Annotated in this window: 2 protein-coding genes and 3 pseudogenes; 2 read left to right on the forward strand and 3 right to left on the reverse strand. The window is 73.6% G+C overall.

The window, feature by feature from the left end:
- Positions 1 to 730, reverse strand: a pseudogene (locus ACIQOV_RS32910) (hypothetical protein); the annotation flags it as partial.
- Positions 731 to 1,482: 752 nt separating this feature from the next.
- Positions 1,483 to 1,662, reverse strand: coding sequence for a hypothetical protein (locus ACIQOV_RS32915; RefSeq protein WP_331768615.1), 180 nt, complete (start codon positions 1,660 to 1,662; stop codon positions 1,483 to 1,485).
- Between the two features lie 389 nt (positions 1,663 to 2,051).
- On the opposite strand from ACIQOV_RS32915, the pseudogene ACIQOV_RS32920 reads away from it, so the two are divergent.
- A pseudogene (locus ACIQOV_RS32920) lies at positions 2,052 to 2,312 on the forward strand (HD domain-containing protein); the annotation flags it as partial.
- Here ACIQOV_RS32920 and ACIQOV_RS32925 read toward each other — a convergent pair.
- Positions 2,304 to 2,660, reverse strand: a pseudogene (locus ACIQOV_RS32925) (nucleotide sugar dehydrogenase); the annotation flags it as partial. The pseudogenes ACIQOV_RS32920 and ACIQOV_RS32925 sit on opposite strands and share 9 nt — an antisense overlap.
- 30 nt (positions 2,661 to 2,690) lie before the next feature.
- Here ACIQOV_RS32925 and ACIQOV_RS32930 point away from each other — a divergent pair.
- On the forward strand, positions 2,691 to 3,464 hold the full coding sequence (locus ACIQOV_RS32930; RefSeq protein ID WP_331768614.1) for a glycosyltransferase family 2 protein: 774 nt from the start codon (positions 2,691 to 2,693) through the stop codon (positions 3,462 to 3,464).
- Positions 3,465 to 3,554 lie beyond the last annotated feature (90 nt).

Genomic DNA, 3,554 nt, shown 5'->3' on the forward strand with positions numbered 1-3,554 from the left:
GTGTGCGCCCCGCCCGGGGCCCGCCTCCGTCCGGGTCTGCGGCCGGGTCCTGCTGTTCGCCCGCGGGCCCGGCGTCCGGCGCGGGGACGGGCTCCGCGCCCGCGGGATCCGGCGGGGGCGGCGGCACGGGGCCCGGCGCCAGGGAGGCCGACGGGGCGGAGCGCTCCAGGGCTCCCAGGACGGCGGGGGCGACCGGCTGGTCGTCGGGTACCGGCCGCGGGCCCGTCCCGAGGTAGGCCCGCGGGCCGGCGTCCGCCGCCCCCGAGAGCAGTGCCGTCGCCAGGACGACCGCCACGACGGTGCCGCGTCCGAACGCCCGGGCCGGGGACGGGCAACCGGGCGGGCGCCGGGCGACGGGGACCGCCGAGGGGGCGGACGCCGCCGACTCCACCCGACGACGGCAGACCTCCGCGTTGCGCGACGCCGCCCACTGCTCCGGCGCGCCCAGGCCGGCCCACGCCGTGGCGGCCACGGTGAACAGTTCGGCCGCCCGCCGGGGGTCGCCGCCGACCGCCGCGACGTACGCGCGCACCTCCTGCGCGCGCAGCGCCTCGGGATGCAGGGCACCGCGCTCCAGGGCGACGTGCTGGTGGAGCTCCTCGGCCAGGCGGGCCGCGAGGACCGTGTCCCCGGCTTCCATGGCGCCCCGGATCAGGGCCACCCGGGGGGCGTAGGCGGTCGGCAGCGTCTCGCCGGCCGTCCTCGACGACGTGTCGGCCGTATCGGTCATGGGCCCCTCGCAGGTGGTCGCTCCGAACGGTGGATCACGTCACGTATACCGGTCGCAGCCGCCCGGGCCGGTCCGCGGTCATCCCATCGGGTGAACCGTCCCCGACCGGTCCGGGGAACTCCTCCGTCGTTCTGGCCGTGCCGGTCGGCCGCCCGTCGGCCCGGCCATCGGTCGGGCGCACGCGTGGCGTCGCCGCGCGGAAATCGCCGCTTCGAGTGACAGGCCGACAACGGGAGCGGACGTCCGACGAGCGCTACGTCCTCCCGAGACGCTTCCATCAGACGGAAGGCGTGCTTGCCTCCCCCCTGGAGGGCAACCCGCCGCGAAGGCCTCCCACCACGAGGATCCCGCCCCCGCAGCACGCTCCGTGCCGACGTGCTGTGGAGTTCCCCGGCCCGGTCGGGTGGCCGCGGCCGTCCGTCTTCGCAGCCGGAGGCCTGATCCCCGATCAGGAGCTCGGCCGGTGGCGAGGGCTTCGGCGAGGTCGGCGCACTGCCCGGAGCCGTCAGGCCGGCGTCGCCCGAGGATCTCCCGAAGGCACTCCGCCCAGGTGCCGTGGGCGGCGCTGCTCGGCGCCCATGGTGTTCAGCAGGCGTACCCCGGGGTCCGTGCGCAGCTGCGGGACGGGTCTCCGGCACATGTCGCAGGTGGTTCTCCGGTGGCGGGCAGCCCGGGGTGCTCCACGGCGCCTACAGGCGGATCCCCTTGCCCTGGAAGCGCGCCCGGGCGCTGACGGGCCACCGCTGGGGCGGTTAGGGTTCGGCGAGGCGGGCGGCGGACTGCCGGAGCACGGCGCGGTCGGTGGCCGCGGGGGTGGGTGCGGCGGCGAGGCGTTGGAGTAGACGGCCGGCCGGGTCCACACCGGCACGGGCGGCAAGGACGGCGAGGGCGTCCTCGACGGCACCGCCGGCCTGGCCCGCCAGGTGGGTCACTGGCCTGGCCCTGCCGGGATTCCGGTGGAAAACGCCGTGTTCGCGGAGGATCCGGTCCGGTCGGGTGACGCGGCTGGAAGCCTCGGACGACGTACCGAACTTCCACGGACGGTCGCCCGCTGACCTGGCATGTGGATTGGGGTGGCACCTGCCTGCCTGATTCGGCGGGATCCCCCTTCCGTGGGCTCTCAGCGCAGCGGGCTGTCACCCGCGTGGGTTGCGCAGAAGTCCTGGGCCCTGCAGGACGAGTCCTGCGGCGTCAACCGGCTCGCGACACCGGTCATGACCCTCGTACCAGGTCACCTGGCCTTGGGCGATGGACCTGAGCCTCGCGTACCGGACCGCCGAATCGCTGCTCGCGGACACCCCTCCCACTCTGGGCGCACTCCTGCCGCGTCTTCGAGCAGGCCCGGGTCCTCGCCCCGGTGCTCGGGACCGACGGGAAGGTGATGCGCGTCGCCGCAATCCTCCACGATGTCGGGTACTCGCCCTCGGCGGTCGACACCGGCCAGCACATGATCGACGGCGCCCGGTACCTGCGCCGGATCGGCGTCGATGCCCAGGTCTGCTCGCTCGTCGCCTACCACTCCTCCTCGGAGTGGGAAGCAGCCCATGGCGAGCAGCGCCGGGCGGGCCGCGGCGGTCGGTGACTCCAGGGCCACCGTCGCGCCAGGGCGAAGGGACTCGCCCAGCATCCAGGCGCAGGACTCGACATAGGACAGGTCGGGTACACCGTCCCGCAGAGGAGTTGGCACGGTGATCACCGCGATGTCGAAGCCGGCCAACGCGCAGGCGTCGTCGGTCGCGGAATAGGCCCCGGAGTCCAGCACCGCGCGCAGCCGTGAGGAGGCCACGTCCTCCACGTAGGACTCACTGGCGGTGAGCTGCTTGATACGGTGCTGGTCCACGTCGTAGCCGACGACACGGTGGCCCACCTCGGCGGCGCGCACGGCGAGTGGCAGCCCCACGTAGCCCTGACCGGCGACAACAACATCCATGACGACTCCAACCCGGGTGAGGAGCACGCCGTGCCGCTGGTTTCTGTGGTGATGCCGGTGCACAACTCGGCCGCCACTCTCGGCGCGTCGGTGCGCTCCGTGCTCGCGCAGACCCACGCAGACGTGGAGCTGCTGGTCACCGACGACTCGTCCACCGACGGCTCCATGGACCTGCTGCGGGACCTGGCCCGCCGGGACGAGCGGGTGCGCCCGCAGGCGGCGCCCGAGCAGGGCGGCGCGGCCAAGGCCCGCAACCTCGCCCTGGAACGGGCGCGGGGGAAGTACCTGGCGTTCCTGGACAGCGACGACATGTGGCTGCCCGGCAAGGTGGAGCGGCAGCTCGCATTCGCCGCCGGGGGCGATGCTCCACTGACGTTCACCTCCTATTACAAGGTCGCTGGCGACCACACGGGCGAGGCCGCCGACTTCGTCCCGAACGGTCGGGTGGTCGTGGCACGGGAGCGGGTGACGTACCGCGACATGCTGGTGCAGGACCACATCGGGACCCTGACCGCCATGTACGACCGGACGGTGCTGGGCACGCGGCTGATGCCGGACATGCCGAAGCGGCAGGACTACGCTCTATGGCTGTCGATCATGAGGGACGGGCACGCCGCCCGCGGCCTGAAGGAACCGCTGGCGGTCTACAGGGCCGGCCGGGTGGGGTCGCTGTCCTCGAACAAGCTGGCGCTGCTGGAGCACAACTGGCGGCTGTACCGGGAGCACGAGCACCTGTCGGTCCCGCGGTCGACGTTGGCGCTGTCCGGGGCGGTGTGGCACTCGGTGCGGAAGGCGCGGATCTAGTACTGCAACGGTGCTTACTGTGGCGAGGCTTCAGCTCTTGGGCTGTGGCCTCGTCGTTTGTAGTGGCTGGTCCGGGCCTGGTGTTGGCGT

This window comes from Kitasatospora sp. NPDC091257 (assembly GCF_044757675.1).
Classification (GTDB): Bacteria; Actinomycetota; Actinomycetes; order Streptomycetales; family Streptomycetaceae; genus Kitasatospora; species Kitasatospora lactacystinica.